The sequence below is a fragment of the Iningainema tapete BLCC-T55 genome (genome assembly GCF_014698965.1).
Lineage (GTDB): Bacteria > Cyanobacteriota > Cyanobacteriia > Cyanobacteriales > Nostocaceae > Iningainema > Iningainema tapete.
Window position 1 is genome coordinate 83085 of sequence record NZ_JACXAE010000064.1, and the last position, 14337, is coordinate 97421.

Annotated in this window: 10 protein-coding genes; 2 read left to right on the top strand and 8 right to left on the bottom strand. The window is 39.3% G+C overall.

Annotated features, from left to right (window positions below; translation table 11 throughout):
- Positions 1-261: 261 nt before the first annotated feature.
- From ICL16_RS19265 to ICL16_RS19300, 8 genes are all read right to left on the bottom strand, one after another.
- A complete protein-coding gene (locus ICL16_RS19265) occupies positions 262-1761 on the bottom strand; it encodes an adenylate/guanylate cyclase domain-containing protein (protein WP_238360839.1) in 1500 nt (499 codons plus the stop codon).
- A 4-nt stretch (positions 1762-1765) separates the two neighbouring features.
- Positions 1766-2773: a chemotaxis response regulator protein-glutamate methylesterase gene (gene cheB / locus ICL16_RS19270; RefSeq protein ID WP_190830796.1), complete on the bottom strand. Its 1008-nt coding sequence runs from the start codon at positions 2771-2773 to the stop codon at positions 1766-1768.
- 14 nt (positions 2774-2787) lie between these two features.
- Positions 2788-4206: a cyclic nucleotide-binding domain-containing protein gene (locus ICL16_RS19275; protein WP_190830799.1), complete on the bottom strand. Its 1419-nt coding sequence runs from the start codon at positions 4204-4206 to the stop codon at positions 2788-2790.
- A gap of 27 nt (positions 4207-4233) precedes the next feature.
- The gene (locus tag ICL16_RS19280) at positions 4234-7149 is read right to left on the bottom strand and encodes a hybrid sensor histidine kinase/response regulator (protein WP_238360840.1); all 2916 of its coding nucleotides are present in this window, start codon (positions 7147-7149) and stop codon (positions 4234-4236) included.
- A 45-nt stretch (positions 7150-7194) separates the two neighbouring features.
- Entirely contained in the window at positions 7195-7890 is a 696-nt protein-coding gene (locus ICL16_RS19285) for a chemotaxis protein CheW (RefSeq protein ID WP_202895618.1), read from the bottom strand.
- 5 nt (positions 7891-7895) lie between these two features.
- Positions 7896-9641 carry a methyl-accepting chemotaxis protein gene (locus tag ICL16_RS19290; protein WP_190830800.1) on the bottom strand — a complete coding sequence of 582 codons (1746 nt, stop codon included), beginning with the start codon at positions 9639-9641 and terminating at the stop codon, positions 7896-7898.
- 71 nt (positions 9642-9712) lie between these two features.
- Entirely contained in the window at positions 9713-11002 is a 1290-nt protein-coding gene (locus tag ICL16_RS19295; RefSeq protein WP_190830802.1) for a CheR family methyltransferase, read from the bottom strand.
- Between the two features lie 80 nt (positions 11003-11082).
- Positions 11083-11574 carry a chemotaxis protein CheW gene (locus ICL16_RS19300; protein WP_190830804.1) on the bottom strand — a complete coding sequence of 164 codons (492 nt, stop codon included), beginning with the start codon at positions 11572-11574 and terminating at the stop codon, positions 11083-11085.
- Between the two features lie 232 nt (positions 11575-11806).
- On the opposite strand from ICL16_RS19300, the gene ICL16_RS19305 reads away from it, so the two are divergent.
- Together ICL16_RS19305 and ICL16_RS19310 are read left to right on the top strand one after the other, a co-directional pair.
- On the top strand, positions 11807-12574 hold the full coding sequence (locus tag ICL16_RS19305; RefSeq protein WP_190830806.1) for an MBL fold metallo-hydrolase: 768 nt from the start codon (positions 11807-11809) through the stop codon (positions 12572-12574).
- A 117-nt stretch (positions 12575-12691) separates the two neighbouring features.
- Positions 12692-14296, top strand: a complete 1605-nt coding sequence (locus ICL16_RS19310) for an NHLP bacteriocin system secretion protein (protein ID WP_190830808.1) — start codon at positions 12692-12694, stop codon at positions 14294-14296.
- The last annotated feature ends 41 nt before the right edge of the window (positions 14297-14337 follow it).

Consider the following 14337-nt stretch of genomic DNA (forward strand, 5'->3'; position numbering starts at 1 on the left):
CTCTTCCTTAAGACGCGACATCAGCTTGCAGAACTATCCGTCTATTGATGGGGAGAAGGAATGCGGTAGTTGTGTCTCTCTCGTAACAAGTTGTGATACCATTTCTCGTTAATCATGATACATATAAACCCTGTAGAGACGCGAAATTTCGCGTCTCTACACCGTCTGTAAGTAGGTAGGCGTAAATAAATAAAAGTTTGTAGTAAGGGCTTTAGCCCTAAAAAGCTTTGCTCGTTGTGCTGTCCGTTTATTAAGATGTGATTATGCGACTTTACTTTTCACACTAATTGATTTATATATAGCATCAAGATGTGCTGCTACATGGATAGGTTTCGTTGTAAACTGAATGTAAAAACTTCCATTTTGGGCAATGTCTAATACTTTGGCATAGACATCTTCACTTGCTGTTGCTTGATCTGGTACGACTAAGTTTAGCTTTATATTACTGAGTGCCAATGGGCAACCACCTACTGAATCTCTACGTATCAGAGCTCCTTTTGCGGAAAGCTCAACTAAATTTCCTAAAAAAGCAGTGTCACTGACATCCTTACCTTCCACAATACTATATTGAATTTTGATAGTTTCTCGAAGGGGAAAAAACTCTTCTTCTGCTTTGGATAAAAAGAGGTTATATTCCCCAGAAATTCCGCCTACTTCATAGATGTTAATTGGCTGATTTACCCCTTTAGGAGTAACCTGCTTTTGTCCTTCAATTTTCACAATGCTGCCAGCTTCTTTTAAAGTAGATTCGGAAATTAAAATTTGACCACCTGTAGTATATGATTCAATCCGATAAGTGAGATTAATTTGGCTGCCAACAACACCGTATTTAGTCCGTTTTTCTGAGCCAATGTTTCCCACCACAACTTCACCAGTATTAATGCCTATACCCATTTCTAGTGGTGATAAGCCCCACTGTTTCATTTGTTCATTAACAGGAACCATAGCTAACTGCATAGCAACAGCACAAGCAACAGCCCTCACAGCATCATCAACTCTAGGAGTGGGAGCACCAAACAGAACTAAAATCCCATCTCCCATGAACTCATCAATAGTTCCTTGGTACTGGGTAATCACATCTGCCATGAATCCTAGATAGAAATTAAGAATTTTCAAAACTTCTTCGGGCGACAATTTTTCTGAAAGGCTAGTGAATCCTCTTAAATCTGAGGTAAGTATGGAGATTTTCCGCCTTTCACCACCCAGTTTCAATCCTTCAGGAGTTTCTAGTAAGTTGGCAACAATTTCATCACTTAAGTAACGTCCAAAAACCCGACGAATCAGTTCGTTGGAGTTTTCTAATTTATTTGAGTAATTTTGGATCTCTTGATAAGCTTCGTTACGTTGTAAAAGGCTGATATAACCTTTGGAGTGATAACGAATTCGGGCAATTAGCTCAACTTTATCTGGCAACTTTACTAAGTAGTCATTAGCGCCCAGAGAAAAAGCTTCAGCTTTAATCTTTGGTTCCTCTTTACTGGAAAGCACAATCATTGGCACATCTTTGGTTGCTGGATGCGCACGAAAAAAACGTAATAACAGTAAGCCATCAATGTCAGGCATGACTAAATCTTGAAGAATTACTGTCGGAGCGACTTCTAGAGCTTTGGGAATAGCAACAGCAGGATCGCTACAGTAGTGAAAAGTAATATCTGTTTCCGGCTCTAGCATCCGACGTACTGCTTCGCCAATCATCGGTTGATCGTCAATAAGTAAAACTGTAACTGGATGTTCTGTCCAGGATAATTTAGAGTTAGTCATAGCTTTAAAAAGATAGACGAGATAGATGCTCTTGACAAGCTTTGGCGATCGCATTTATTGGCAAAATCTCCACTGCTGCTTTCAAGTCTGCTGCCGCTTTTGGCATCCCATACACTACAGAAGTGGCTTGATCCTGAGCTATGGTATGCCAACCAACAGAGCGCAGAGCCTTCATACCTTCGCCTCCATCTCTACCCATACCAGTTAGCAACACTCCTACGCCCTTACCATGCCAATGCTGAGCAACACTATTAAAAAAAACATCTACAGACGGACGGTAAGGAAAATCTCGTGGTTCTTTAGTATATTTTAGTACTAAAGTTGGTTGTAATACTAGATGGTCATTAGTTGCGGCAATCAGAACTTTACCAGGTTGTATTTGCTCACCTGCTACAGCCAAACGGATTGGAAGTGGTGAGTAATTACTTAACCATTCCGCCAAACCGGAGGCAAACTGGGAATCCACATGCTGAATAATCACAACACCGGCTGAGAAATTTTTTGATAAACCAGATAAAAGTGTTGCTAGAGCCTGGGGCCCACCAGTAGAAGATCCAATTGCCAAAAGGGGTGGAAGAGATTTTGAATTAGATTTAGATTTTGGATTTCGGTGAGCTGATTTTCCACTGAGTTTGGCAATAGTGGCGATTTTTGCCAGAACAGCATCACCAGATATACTTCCGTCAGGATTCAAAACAGGTGTATTAATGGCATCAAGAGCGCCATATCCCATTGCTTCAAAAACTTGGGACATGCGATCGCTGACGGCAGATGTGACAATCAAAATTGGACAGGGAGAATTTGCCATAATCTGGCGCGTCGCCTCCACCCCATTCATGATTGGCATGAACAAATCCATCAAAATTAAGTCTGGGGTATCTGCTGCACACTTTGTTACGGCAGAAACACCATCACCTGCTATCCAAGCAATTTCATACTCTGGAATTGTCACCAAAACCCGTCGCAGTGCTTCTTGTGCGATCGGCATATCATTAACAATAGCTATCCTCATAAATTATGTACCAACTAAAGATTGAATACTGTCTGAAGGCGTTTGCGAACCCAAACCATAGGATTATTGTCATCTTCTGCTGCATCTACTAACCCCAATTGTCGCAACTGCTCCTGACGTGATGCTAATTCCTCTTGATGTTTCCCTAACTCTTGAACAATTTCTTCAGCTAAATCTGGATGTTTCTTTAAAAGTTTTTCAAAGCCTTTATTATTGATTACAAACAAATTTGTATCTTCTAATGCTCTTACTGTTGCTGTGCGGGGAATTGCCAACATTAAAGCAAGTTCTCCAAAAAATTGCCCAGTTTGAAGAGTGCTGAGATGTTTATTAATTTTTTCCACAAAAACTTCTACCGAACCTCCTAAAATGATGTAAAATGCATTACCAGGATCATTTTCTCGAAATAAAATGTCGGATGCCTTTATACGTTGACGATAACCAATTTCAATTAATTGCCGTAACTCAATGTCATTAAACTTTTGGAAATAAGTTACTTTTCGCAATAACACCCTCAGAGATAAAGGTTGATATTTGTCATTAGATTGCTGATCGGTAGGAAGGATATTTTGGTCAGTTTCTTTTTGATGATATGGTAGAAGAATACCAGAAGTTCGCAAATTATACTGAATAATAAAGTTCAAAGAACTCTTAATATCTACTTTTTTCTCTATTTGATATGTCCATACCCTAAGCTCAAACTCTAAAGAGTTATCTACAAAACCATTAAAAATAACTTTAGGGGGTGGATCTTTAGCAAGTGATTGTTCCATATAAGCAGAATTTAATAAAGTTTCTGTAACAACTAATGGATCGCTATTACTATCTACTTTTATCAGAATAATAATTTGATTTTTGTTTTGTTGATATTTCCAATTAATAATCGGTTTTTGCACTAAACTACTATTAGGCATAATTAAACTAGTTCCGTCATTTGTTTGAATAATTGTAGAACGTAAAGAAATTTTTCTCACAGTTCCTTGTAGTGTTTGAAATTCTTCTGATACCCACAGTTCAATAAAGTCTCCAACTTTTACAGAACGTTCTAATAATAAAGTTAGACCACTGAGAAAATTTTCTGTTACGTTTTGTAAAGCGAAGCCTAATCCAATTCCCAAACCACCAGCTAAAACAGCTAATGAAGCCAGATTAAAACCAGTACCGTCTAAAACAAGTATCAATCCTAATCCGCCAGTAATATAAGTGATAATAGAGGCGAGAGCATCTCTGTTTCCTTCGTCAATGGCAAATTTTACCAGTAATCTGTTTCTGAGAATTTTATAGAGAAAGTGAGAAAATATCAGTACTACTATTACCGAGATAATTAATTGTAATATTAAATTAAGTGAAATAGTATTTTGACCTATTTTAACTTCTACATTTTGTAATATTTCTGAAACTTGTGTGAATATTTTTTGTAAAAATGTAAGCATTTTAGTATTAAATGAGAAAAAAGTTTATTAATCACCAATCAGAGCAATCACAGAATTTAACAAAGTATCATCATGAAAACTACTCTTTGTTAAGTAATAATCAGCACCTACTTCTAAACCCCTAATCCGGTCTGATTCTCTATCTTTATAAGACACAATAATTACAGGTAAAGATTGTAAAGTATTATGCTGTTTAATCTGACTGACTAGCTCAAACCCATTCATTCGGGGCATATCAATGTCACTAATAACCAAATCGTAATTACCAGTACGCACAGCATTCCACCCATCCATGCCATTCACAGCCACGTCAACTTGATAACCCTTGTTTTCCAGTAACTTTCGTTCCACTTCCCGCACTGTAATCGAATCATCGACTACCAAGATGCGCTTACGTTGAGTTGGTGTAGTGCTGGTTGAACCTTGGCTGATTCTACTGAGAAGTTTGTTGTTTAAGCGTTTGTCAATTGAGCGCATCATGTCCTCGACATCTATAATCAGGACGGGAGAACCATCTGACATTAAAGCTGCGGCACTAATATCTGGAACTTTCCCTAACCTGGTATCTAAAGGTCGTACAACCAAATCACGCTCTCCGAGAAACTTATCTACCACTAAACCATAACGGTTGGAGCGATCGCTCACAATCACTACTGAAAATACCTCTAAATTAAGAGAAGACTGTTGGAGATCCAAAACTTGTTCGGCTGCTACCAGTCCAATATTGAGTCCATCTAGCGTAAAATATTGGCGATTTTCAATGTACCTCAGATCGGATTTGTTAATCGTGACAATACGTTCAATGCGTGTCAGCGGAAAAGCATAAGGTTCTCCAGATATTTCTACTAACAACGTGCGAATCACCGACAGAGTTAGTGGCAATTGCAAGTGAAAAGCCATTCCCTTTCCAAATTGAGATACAGCCCTGACAATACCTCCTACTTCTTGAACCATGCTCTGTACTACATCCAAACCAACACCACGACCAGAAATCTCTGTCACCGATTTTGCTGTGGAAAAACCGGGAAGAAAGAGAAACTCCATCAGTTCAGCTTCTGTTAATTGAGCCGCCATTTCCGCAGTAGTCATACCCTTATTAACAGTTTTTTCGCGCAGGCGCTCTATATCCACCCCCTTACCATCATCCGAGACTGTAATTAGTAACATCCCAGATCGATGGACTGCTTCTAGTCGTACCGTTCCTTCAACTGGTTTCCCTACTGCTTGACGCTCATCGGGAGACTCAATGCCGTGATCGACAGAATTACGCAGAATATGAGTCAGTGGAGCTTCTAATTTTTCTAAGATATCCCGATCCACTTGAGTGGATTTGCCAATAATTTCAAATTTGACTTGTTTGCCCAACCTTCTTGCTAAATCCCGCATCATCCGAGGAAAACCCTGAACTCCATCTGCAAAAGGACGCATATGACTGGCGATCACTTCCCGGTAGAGGCGATCAGAAAGATTTGCGGAACGACGAGCAAAAAGTTCTAACTCGCTCAGACGATCTGCCAGAAATTGGCGGCATTCGTCTGATTTTTTCCGTGAGTCGCTTAAATAGCTCTGTGTACGCTGATTTACTCTTTGATCTGCTAAGCTTTCTTGTAACTTTTCGAGCAAGTTATGTAGTTCCAGTTGCTGATTTCTCAGTTTGAATAAGGAATCGGCAAATGGTTGTAGCCAGTTTGCTTCTACCAATGATTCACCAGCCAAACCCATTAAGCGATTTAAGTTGTCAGCACTGACTCGCACTACACGATCTACAGATTGAGAATTTTGGGCGGAGTGTAAACTACTTTCTTTGTTAGACTCTTGAGCGATCGCCTTTGGTGCAGCAATTGCGGGTGTCCTAGTCTCTGGCTTTTGTTCTAAGACTGGTTGATCGAGAACAGGAACAGGAACAGGGAAAGAGTTTTCTTTGTGGCGATCGCTAATTGACGAGGTGTTAGTTACCAGTTCAGCGGTTGAAGGCTCTTTAACCACAAGTACATCTTTTAGAGTTGGCTGTTCTAAAGGACTCTCCGTGATTTTGGTGATCATGGTTGCTATTTCGCTGTCATGCTTTGACAGCCAAGATTCGATTTCAATTTCACTTACTTGTGTAAGGCGTAAAAGTAAATCAACGCTTCTGAGTAAATTGTCAATTTGATTTGTTTGTAAGGGAATTTTTCTCTTCAAAGCTGCGAGTAAATTTTCCTCTAACGCTAGAGCAATTTTAACAACTCCATCAATTTGAACAATCTTACTAGCTCCTTTGATAACATGAGCTGCTTGAACTAAAGTTTCGGCTACAAGACTATCCGAATTACTTTTAAGTTCGTTTAGCTGTTCCTTCAAAAAGGTAGTTTGAGTTTCTACTTCCGTGCGGAATAAAGCCAGCATGGATAAATCGCAAGTGACGCTTGGAGGAGCGGTTAGGCTGTTGGTTGGCGTTTCTGTTAGCGCTGCATCTTTATTAGGAGAAGGAGAGCTAGGGGCTTTATGTACAACTTTTGTGACAGGTTGAGATTTTATATGCGTATTTAAATTCCCTGTCAAAATTGAGGATATTGCTGTCACTAAGTTCTCAATTTCTGATTGATATTGACTCAACCAAGTTTCTAGTTGAGGGTTAGGAACCTGACTGAGGCTTAACAACATATCTACCCCTTGTAACAGCACATCAATTTTGTCGGCTGAATCAAGGGTGAGCGAACCATTTTGGGCGGCAACAAAGCAGTCTTCCATAACGTGGGCTATCTTGACAGCCGCATCCAGTTGCACAACGCGGGCTGCTCCCTTGATAGAATGAGATGCACGCATTAAACCTTCTAGTTCTGTGGCTGCATTGGGATTAGTTTCTAAGGCTAATAGATTGTTGTTAAGTATAGCTGCTTGGGCTTCGACTTCCATGCGAAATAAATCTAGCATGGAGACGTTGTTCATATTATCATTGCTCATTGTTGATTGTTAATTGTTAATTGTTATAGGCTATTAGCTATTACCCTACAAAACTTTCTTGTTTAAAGAGTAAAATAATAGCTCGTCATCTAAGAAACTAACTTTTTGAGATTGCCAAGTTATTACTCCTTTTGTATAGGTGTCTGGTACTTTGGAAATGGTTGTCGGTACTTGACCTAATTCATCTAGATGAATGCGGTGGATGCCGTAAATTTCATCGACAGGAAATACCCAACGACTTCCTTGTTTTTCTACTACTACCATTCGTCCAGATACATGAGAGCCAGCCTTCTCAAGATTGAGATTTGCTATTTCTATTCTCAATACAGCAGACAGAGAAATACACATCTGAATTTCTCCCCGGATACTTACCAACCCTAGAAATATGTTGTTGCTGCGGTGTGGCAATGTATGAATAACACAGCTTTGTGTCACTTCTTTGAGTAACTGGGCTGGTAATGCTAGCAATTCTTCTCCCAGTCGAAAGATACTTACTGATATTGTGCCGGTAGGAGCTATGGAATGGATATCTCTAAGATTTTTTTCGCTTGAGCGTAAATGAGTCCACTCATCTAAATATCCTGGAGGTGGTTCGTGTTCTAGTAAACTGCGTCCTGTAGCAGCATAAATTGGGCAGTTGCGACAGTGAATGACGGTTTTTAGCTCTGGGCAAGAGCGATCGCCGGCAATTCCAATTTGGTTCCAGCAATCATTAATCATTGCTTGAAGATCGTTTGCCATAGACATTAGGCTGCTACTTTAAAGCGGGAAATTTCTTGACGTAAGCCATGTGCTGCATCATTCAATTGTGCAATAGCACTGTTAATCTCACGTAGAGAGACAGCAGTTTGCGACGAAGCCTCACTCAATTGCACCATCGCCTCACTAATTTGCTCAGCACCCTGCGATTGAGCTTCCATACCCTCACTCACCTCTTCAAAGCGAGGGGTAACTGCTTGCACTTGTGAGATAATCGACTCTAGTTTCGTGCTGATATTTCGGACATCTTCAACACCCTGTTCCACTTCTTTGGTAAATTTATCCATTTCCATCACCCCAGTAGAAACTGCTGATTGCATTTGTGTGACCATACCCTCAATGTCTAGGGTGGCTACAGCTGTTTGATCGGCTAGACGGCGAATTTCTCTGGCAACAACAGCGAACCCCATGCCATACTCTCCGGCTTTTTCTGCTTCAATAGCGGCATTGAGCGAGAGCAAGTTGGTCTGATCTGCCACCTTGGTAATGGTGGTGATAATGCTGTTAATGTTGTTAGCTTTTTCGCTAATTATTCCTAATTTGGTACAGATGGTACTGGTAGCATCTGCTAATTTCAGCATAGTTTTTTCCATGTACATCAAGTCTTGTTGACTTTCACCAGCCGCATAAGCAGTTGTGTGTGAAGTTTTACTGACTTGATCCATTGTTCTCACTAACTGTGAGGAAGTAGCAGCAATTTGCCTTGCTGTAGCTGCTACTTCGTTTGTAGAGGCTAGTTGTTCTGTAACTGTTGCCTCTAATTCCTTGCCAGAGGCGGCAATTTGAGTAGCAGAAGTGGTGATTTGAATACCTGACTTCTGCACTTGATGAATTAAAGAATTCAGATTTTCCGACATGGTGCGGAAGGCGGCAAATAATTTCCCTATTTCATCTCTGTCTTCAGTAGCTTGAACTTGAGTTGTCAAATCACCTGTGGAAATCCGTTCTGCCACTCCTACGACTTTCTCAATTTTGGCTCCCAACGGTTTAGCAATTGTCTTACTGAAGTAAACACCGAAAATTCCAGCTGTCACTGGACCAATTATTAAACCCACTAATATCCAGAAACTATTTTGACTAACGGCATTAGCAGACTCTTTTTTAGCTTGGGTTGCTGTATCTTCGTTGATTTTTATATCTTGTAGAAGTAATTTTGTTGCTTGTTCAAAGGAAACTCTATTATCTAGAGAACGTTCACTAAGTAAATTCAAAGCAATACCAGCGTTTTTTGCTGCTTCCATTTCGGATGAAGATGCCTGATTTGAACGCTGTAGTTCAAGCTGCTTTTCAAATGGGTTAAGAATTCCTTTTCTCTCAAATTCTTGATTGAGCCGCAGAAATTCTTCATGGTCTTGTTTCCATTTACCCCAACTAATTTGCAATTGTTTGTATACTTTGTCTTCCTCCGCTGAGCGGGAAGTTGTTTCATATAGTTTAAATCCCTGATCGATTTGCTCCCAAGCTTGATTGATTCGCGTTATTTCAGCCTGTCTTTGTGCTTGGGTAAGTTTAGGATTTAACAAAGCTCGCTCAGATGACTCAATTTGCGTCTGCCCTTCATTAACTTGCCACAATCCCATGACACTCGGCAGACTATTATTTGCCAGAGTATCAATGTTTTTACTGAGTTCAGCAGTGCTATGCCAGCCCATTAAAGCGATAATTAAGACGATTACTCCTAGAAACATAAATGCGCTCATCAGCCGCATTTGTAAGGTCATGTTTTTAAACATAAGTTGGTTGATTGTTGTTTGTTAGTTGTAAAGATGCAATTTATTACTTTTGTTAATCACAATTTCAAATTTTACTGCTCAGACAATTGAGGTAGCTTTTGGATGCGTTGCCGCAGAACTTTTGCAGAGGCAATATCGCCACGCTGCTCTTTAAGTAAAGCTAGGTGAACGAGTGCTTCATAATAATTTGGTTCTAAATAAATCGCTTTTTGGAAGCAGGCGAGCGCAATTTCTTCATTTCCAAGAGCTTGACGCAACTGCCCCAACAAAACATAAGCTTCAGCACTGGTAGGATTTTGATTTAAATATGTCTGACATTGTGTGGCAGCTTCATTTAATTTTCCACTGTCTGCTAAACTACGGGCAGTTTCAAGATTAACAGTTGGGAGTTCTGGTGTAGCCGACGTTTTCAAGGGTGTCGCTACATTAACAAAGGCTGCCGAGCGGTTCTGAAGATTTTTAGTCTGAGTAGGCAGGCTTTGTTTGAAAAGCTTGAGGGTTTCAGTCGGTGGGCGTGTATTTGCACTATTGAACTGCTCCTGTTTAGGTGTTGGATTATTTTTTACGTTCACATTCGATTTGCGGTAAGCAAAAGCTGAAGGATGTTGTACAGATACAAATTGGGATGTCAAGACTTGCTGTGTTTCAGAATGCCCCACAAATAGTAAACCTTGATTTTTTAATAAACGCTCTAAAAATTGGAGCGTGTGCTTTCGGGCTGAATCGTCAAAGTAGATTAATACATTGCGACAGAAAATCACATCATAAGGTTGTTTGTTATTCAACAAATCAGGATCTAGTAAATTGCCCTGAACAAAATTAACTGTATTTTTCACCTCTTCGCATAAATGATATTCATCTCCCTTTTGAAGAAAATGGCGTTTCCGGAAGCCTAAATCTTCGCTGCGAAAGGAATTTCGACTGTAGACAGCTAGTTTAGCTTTCTGAATTGATTTGTTGCTGATGTCAACGGCATCGATCCGAAAATTTTTTGTAGCTAACCCAGCTTCTATAAGAGCGATCGCAATTGAATAAGGTTCCTCACCCGTTGAACAAGGAACACTTAAGACGCGCAGTATAGCATTCGGTTCTCCGGGCAACCACTCGGAAATTACATAGCGACTCAGAAATACAAAAGCTTCTGGGTAACGGAAAAACCAAGTCTCTGGCACGACTACAGTTTCAATCAGTGCTTCTAATTCCTGGTTTGATGTTTGTAATTGCGTCAGGTAGATTTGCAGATCAGTTACACTGCAATCCGCCATCCGTTGCTGTATGGCTCTGTTAATGATGCCAGAGCTAAGGGTACAAGTATCCAAACCTATTTTTTGTCTAAGTAAAGCCTCAATTGTTAATGTCATTAGTAGGATGCTCTTTGAAAAATCTGAGATACTTTAGTTATAAAGTTCCCATATATTTTGTCTAACTAACAGTTTTACTGTTAAAAATAAAATTTTTTTTGTGAATCTGGTAAGAGGTGTTCTACGTGAATACATTGAATCATTCCTTGTCCATCAGCAATCATTTCTCCCAAATAAGGGGCAGCATCAACTTGAATTCCCGAATCAAATAACTCCGTTTCTTGCTTGCGCAAAGTCCCTGTTATCCTTTCAGCCATTAGTCCCAATATCTTTGTATGGCTGGTTGGGGCTAAGTAGTTTTCCGGTAGTGTTTCTTGTAATGATAGCGCAGTCTCTCCCTGGTAATTAACCAAAATTATTCGTGTACTTAAGTGAGAACTACAGGGATGACCTCCGATCAAATGGCAGAGATCTATGACTGGTACAAGGCGATTTCGATAATTAAATAAACCCGGCATATAATTAGGTGCATTGTGTAGTTTTTTCAACTCCACCTTGGGAATTACCTCAATGACTAGCTTGCTCTCTAGAGCATAACGATCATTTCCTACATAAAAAAGCAACATCAACATAGTGAATACATACATCTGCTGAAAATTCAATATGTATTTGTTGTAGCCGATGACAAACCCAAACCACAAGATATTTTTTTATAAGTGTATTTACTGTGGAATAGTATGTAAGGTAGTTTTAAAATGTACGTATAAACGAAATATAGCTTGGTAGAGCCGTTAGTACTTTGCATAACGAGCGTGCAAAAGCTGTTACCCTTAATACTACCATGAATCCGGTATATTAAATATCATGACCAAGTTAATCTTTTTAGGCTCAGGTTCTGCTTTTACTATAGGAAATGATAATTTTCAATCAAACATGCTCTTAGTTAACGAGCAAGGTAATAAACTTCTAATTGATTGCGGATCGGACATCAGATTTTCTTTGCATAAAGCAGGCTTTTCCCATCTTAATATCACTGACATTTACATTAGCCATCTACATGGAGATCATGCAGGTGGACTTGAATATATTGGTTTTTCTACTAAATTTGATCCTAGATGCAATAAACCAAATCTTTATTTAAGCAAAGAACTAGCTGATGATTTGTGGAATCATACCTTGTCTGGAGGCATGAGGTCTATTGAAGGTGAAATTGCCAGTTTAGAGACTTTTTTTACAGTATCTTCAGTTAACCGTGATAGCTATTTTACTTGGTCAAATATCAATTTTTATTTAGTAAATGTTATTCATGTTAATAATGGATATTTTATTATGCCTAGTTATGGTTTATTTTTTCAGGTAAATGGTCAAAAAGTTTTTTTAACTACTGACGCTCAATTATCTTTAGAGAAAATGGGAAAATTTTATAACGAAGCAGATATTATTTTCCAAGATTGTGAAACTTCTCAATTTCCTAGTAAAATTCATGCCCATTATCAACAATTATTAGCTTTACCTAAAAAGATTAGAAAGAAAATGTGGCTATATCATTACCAACCCGGTACACTCCCTGATGCCCAAAAAGATGGATTCTGCGGTTTTGTACAGTGTGGTCAAACTTTTGAATTAAATTAAACAAATTTTGTAAATATGTAATTTCTTTCTAAAGGATGGGAATACTGAAGTATATAAACGAATGGCAGCAATGAAATAAGTTTGCGCCTTCGTAATTACACTTCACATACTTGTTCAATGGATAACGAAAAACTGTTTCGTAAAGAGTCGCTAGAACGATTATCTTCTCCAGAACGCTTAGATCAACTGATGCAAGTAGTCAATCCCAGAGATTGGATACCGTTGACTACTTTAGGCGTGTTTGTATTATGTGCTTTAATCTGGAGTATTTTTGGACGCATTCCAATTACGGAAAATGCTCCGGGGGTATTAATCCGTCCGCGCAAGGTATTGCAGTTTCAATCGGCAATTACCGGACAGTTAAAGACAGTAAATGTCAGCCCAGGGCAGTGTGTAGAAAAAGATTATGTACTTGCAACGATTGATCCTTCTGAAGTAAAGCAACAGCTAGAGCAACAGCGTGCTAAACGGACACTATTGTTGGCTCAAGCACAAGATAGTGGTACACTGCAAGGTCAGCGCACTAAGTTGGAAAAAGATGGTCTAGTTTCTGAACGGTTAAGTTTACAGCAACGCTTGCAGACAGCTGTTGAACTTTCCCCTGTCCTGAAAGATAAAGATTTAAAGGCGATCGCTCAACAGCGTCGCAGTCTCGAACAACGGTTGCGGGATTCTTTAGCGCTAACTCCTGTACTCAAAAATAAGTCATCAACAGCGATCGCTCAACAAAAAATCAGCTTAGAGAAACGTCTCAAAGACGCGCAAGCTTTAGTTCCCATACACAAACAAAGATTATCCAAGCGACAAGAACTATTAGCCGCAGGTGCAATTCCTGCCGACACAGTTTTAGAGGTAGAACAACAATACCGCCAAGCACTACAGCAAGTTGCCGAGTTACAAGCTGAGTTAAAACAAAATGAAGTTAGAGATACTGAGACTCAACAGCAGTATTTAACTAATCTCAATAACATCACCGATATTCAAGCTCAATTGCGGGAACTAACAGTTAGAGAGACACAGGCACAACAGAGATACCTCGAAAACATCAACACCATCTCCCAATTACAAGCACAGTTGCAAGAAGTAAATACTAAATCCAAACGTTTAGAGCAGGAAAACTTTGAAACCTCTAATAACAAATCAAATGAAATCAAAGAAGTTGAGCGCAATATCGCTCAGTTAGAGCAAAAATTAACCGAGAACAGCAAGATTCTTAGTTCACAAGCAGGATGTGTTTTAGAAATTACTGCCAGCGTCGGACAAATTATCAATCCTGGTTCTCCCATTGCGACTATTAACACTCAGGGTGAAGCAGGAAAAATGTTAGCTATTACCTATTTTCCTGTTAAAGATGGTAAGAAAATTAAACAAGGAATGCCGATTCAAGTAACCCCTGATACAGTGAAGCGAGAAAGATTTGGCGGTATTATCGGCAAAGTCGTTTCAGTTTCTTCCTTCCCTATCACTCCCCAAGGTGCTGGTTTAGTATTAGGAAATTCAGAATTAGTCAGCAAGCTAACTGCAGGCGAACCGAGAATTGAAGTTACCGCCGAACTTGAACTAGATAAATCCAATTCTAGCGGTTATCGTTGGTCTTCTTCAAAAGGACCAAAATTACAAATTTCCACTGGAACCACTACCATGTCTCGTGTGCAAGTTGAACAACAAGCACCTATCACTTTCGTATTACCAATTTTAAGGGAATGGACAGGTATTAATTAACTATTAATGGTTAATGGTTAATGGTTAATAGATTATTTTAT

What these genes read in the sequence shown, in the direction of transcription:
- ICL16_RS19265 (WP_238360839.1), bottom strand. Translation starts at nt 1,761, where the DNA reads ATGACTAACTCTAAATTATCCTGGACAGAACATCCAGTTACAGTTTTA.
- cheB (WP_190830796.1), bottom strand. Translation starts at nt 2,773, where the DNA reads ATGAGGATAGCTATTGTTAATGATATGCCGATCGCACAAGAAGCACTG.
- ICL16_RS19275 (WP_190830799.1), bottom strand. Translation starts at nt 4,206, where the DNA reads ATGCTTACATTTTTACAAAAAATATTCACACAAGTTTCAGAAATATTA.
- ICL16_RS19280 (WP_238360840.1), bottom strand. Translation starts at nt 7,149, where the DNA reads ATGAGCAATGATAATATGAACAACGTCTCCATGCTAGATTTATTTCGC.
- ICL16_RS19285 (WP_202895618.1), bottom strand. Translation starts at nt 7,890, where the DNA reads ATGGCAAACGATCTTCAAGCAATGATTAATGATTGCTGGAACCAAATT.
- ICL16_RS19290 (WP_190830800.1), bottom strand. Translation starts at nt 9,641, where the DNA reads ATGTTTAAAAACATGACCTTACAAATGCGGCTGATGAGCGCATTTATG.
- ICL16_RS19295 (WP_190830802.1), bottom strand. Translation starts at nt 11,002, where the DNA reads ATGACATTAACAATTGAGGCTTTACTTAGACAAAAAATAGGTTTGGAT.
- ICL16_RS19300 (WP_190830804.1), bottom strand. Translation starts at nt 11,574, where the DNA reads ATGTTGATGTTGCTTTTTTATGTAGGAAATGATCGTTATGCTCTAGAG.
- ICL16_RS19305 (WP_190830806.1), top strand. Translation starts at nt 11,807, where the DNA reads ATGACCAAGTTAATCTTTTTAGGCTCAGGTTCTGCTTTTACTATAGGA.
- ICL16_RS19310 (WP_190830808.1), top strand. Translation starts at nt 12,692, where the DNA reads ATGGATAACGAAAAACTGTTTCGTAAAGAGTCGCTAGAACGATTATCT.